Genomic DNA, 1,472 nt, shown 5'->3' on the forward strand with positions numbered 1-1,472 from the left:
TGTTTTTTTATTTATTTTTTCTTAAGGTGGCTAACTTGATTATAAAATTCGCCATCTAAAAAAATCGTAGCTTGTTAAGATGATTATGAAAAACGGGAGGAAAAACACGCCATGTCTTTAACCAAACAACATCTAATTGAAACTATCTATCAAGAGTTTTCTAGTCGTCGTATTAAAAAATTTACTTTAGTGGAATTGTCACAAAAAGCTACCGTTAGTCGTAGTACGATTTACAATAATTTTGGTAGTTTAGAATATGTATACAAAGATTTGATTGAAAAAGTTATTCTGAAAGAGATAACACGTGATTGTCAATCATATGAAGAATTGATCAATAATTTAGTTGCCTATATTTATAACAACAAAATGCTTTGCTTGAATTTGTATCGCCAAACTGTTCCTTTTATTGATCAAGAACATATTTATCGTCAAATAATGGAAGATTTCAGTCAGATATTGATCCAATATAATCATGAAAAAGTGATTAGTAAGGTAGCTATGGAGGCTTTTATTTTAATGTTGAGAAAACAATTTGATAATAATTTAAAGGCTAATCAAATTGAAATGACTGAGATTTTAGTAAAATATGAACACTTTTTATTTAATGTATAAAATTGGACATTTTCAGAAAAATGTAGATTCTAAATTGAAAATGAACAAGTTAAAATATATTTGTAATCAGAAATGATTATAAAAAAATAAATAGGAGAATTGTGGGAGTGACTTTTGCAACAAAAAACAATGATTCATGGCGGAATCATTGTTTTTTGTTGTATATTTCTTCACGTTTGAGATTATTGTTAAAACATGTATTATATATACTTGAGGTGAAAAAATGTTTAGAAATGCTAAAGCGGAAGATGCTGATCAGATATTGCCAATTTTGTTCCAAATCTTTGATGAAATGGAACTAGATGTTTTCAAAAAAGTTGGTGATGAGAAAATGGCTCAATTTATTAAAGAAGGTTTCTTCCAACCAGGATACCGTTACGGACTGGACAATATTCTAGTTAATGAAATCGATGACAAAGTAGTCGCAATTATGGTTGGTTATCCAGAAGAAGCAGAGGATACAATCGACGAACCGTTGAAGAAAATCATGCACAAGTACGGAATTAAAGAAGATAACTTATTTGGGGATAAAGAAGCTTGGCCTGGTGAATGGTATTTGGATTCATTTGCGGTTGCTCCAGAATTTCAAGGTAAGGGTATTGGAACAGCAACTATGGAACACTTTATTGAGGTGATCCGTGAACGTGGTGAAAAGATATTGAGTTTAAATGTCGATGTTGACAATGCACCTGCTAGACATGTTTATGACAAAACAGGTTTTAAGCAAGTTGGACAGTTATATATTGGTAGTCATTTGTATGATCACATGCAATATGACTTGACCAAATAAAAAGACCTTTCCTGTGAAGTGCAATAAAAAAGTTAGACATTTTTATAAGTTTTAAGAAATCATGGATTGT

2 protein-coding genes are annotated in these 1,472 nt (G+C 30.4%); both read left to right on the forward strand.

Annotation, left to right across the window (positions count from 1 at the left end; genetic code table 11):
* Positions 1-111 precede the first annotated feature (111 nt).
* Complete coding sequence (locus FC88_RS09325; RefSeq protein WP_057814965.1) at positions 112-612, forward strand: TetR/AcrR family transcriptional regulator; 501 nt, start codon at positions 112-114, stop codon at positions 610-612.
* Positions 613-835: 223 nt separating this feature from the next.
* Positions 836-1,402, forward strand: a complete 567-nt coding sequence (locus FC88_RS09330; protein WP_057814967.1) for a GNAT family N-acetyltransferase — start codon at positions 836-838, stop codon at positions 1,400-1,402.
* Positions 1,403-1,472 lie beyond the last annotated feature (70 nt).

The sequence above is a fragment of the Companilactobacillus futsaii JCM 17355 genome (assembly GCF_001435505.1).
Taxonomy (GTDB): domain Bacteria; phylum Bacillota; class Bacilli; order Lactobacillales; family Lactobacillaceae; genus Companilactobacillus; species Companilactobacillus futsaii.

Coding starts and splice junctions, on each gene's coding strand:
- FC88_RS09325 (WP_057814965.1), top strand. CDS start 112: ATGTCTTTAACCAAACAACATCTAATTGAAACTATCTATCAAGAGTTT.
- FC88_RS09330 (WP_057814967.1), top strand. CDS start 836: ATGTTTAGAAATGCTAAAGCGGAAGATGCTGATCAGATATTGCCAATT.